Here is a 1158-nt window from a genome sequence, read left to right as displayed (position 1 = left end):
GGTGAGCGCCGCCGCGTCGCCCTCTGCAAGCTCCTGCTGCAGAAGCCGGACCTGCTGCTGCTCGACGAGCCCACCAACCACCTCGACGCCGAAAGCGTGCTGTGGCTTGAGCAGCACCTCTCCAGCTATCCCGGCGCCGTCCTYGCTGTCACCCACGACCGCTACTTCCTCGACCACGTGGCCGAATGGATCGCCGAKGTGGACCGCGGCCACCTCTACCCGTACGAGGGCAACTACTCCACGTACTTGGAGAAGAAGCGTGCCCGCCTGGAAGTCCAGGGCAAGAAGGACGCCAAGCAGGCCAAACGCCTCACCGAGGAACTTGAATGGGTCCGGTCCAACGCCAAGGGGCGCCAGACCAAGTCCAAGGCCCGTCTGGCCCGCTACGAGKAAATGGCTGCCGAGGCAGACCGCACCCGCAAGCTCGACTTCGAAGAGATCCAGATCCCGCCGGGTCCGCGCCTTGGCGGACTTGTGCTGGAAGCCAAGGACCTCCAGAAGGGCTTCGATGACCGCACACTGATCGACGGACTGTCCTTCAGCCTGCCCCGCAACGGCATCGTCGGCGTCATTGGCCCCAACGGCGTCGGCAAGTCCACCCTGTTCAAGACGATCGTGGGCCTGGAGCCGCTCGACGGCGGCGAACTGAAGATCGGCGACTCCGTCAAGATCTCCTACGCCGACCAGAGCCGCGGCGGCATCGACCCCAACAAGACCCTGTGGGAGGTCGTATCCGACGGCCTTGACTACATCCAGGTCGGCCACGTCGAAATGCCGTCCCGTGCCTATGTGGCCGCCTTCGGCTTCAAGGGCCCGGACCAGCAGAAGAAGGCCGGGGTGCTCTCCKGCGGTKAGCGCAACCGCCTCAACCTGGCGCTGACCCTCAAGCAGGGCGGCAACTTGCTGCTCCTCGACGAACCGACTAACGACCTCGACGTCGAAACCCTCAGCAGCCTCGAAAACGCCCTGCTCGAATTCCCGGGTTGCGCCGTCGTCGTCTCGCACGACCGCTGGTTCCTGGACCGGGTGGCCACCCACATCCTMGCCTACGAAGGCGACGAGGAAAACCCGTCCAAGTGGTACTGGTTCGAGGGCAACTTCGAATCCTACGAGGAGAACAAGGTGGAGCGCCTGGGCCCGGACGCGGCCAAGCCGCAC

1 protein-coding gene is annotated in these 1158 nt (G+C 65.0%); it reads left to right on the top strand.

Annotated features, from left to right (window positions below; all coding sequences use genetic code 11):
* A partial coding sequence (ettA, locus tag AC1DBQ_RS23415) for an energy-dependent translational throttle protein EttA (protein ID WP_476930769.1) occupies nt 1–1158 on the top strand: 1158 nt, incomplete at both ends.

It is taken from the genome of Arthrobacter sp. 10T413_2, assembly GCF_056394205.1.
The sequence above is the reverse complement of the archived record's forward strand: the minus strand, read 5'-3'. Positions and strand labels throughout refer to the sequence as shown.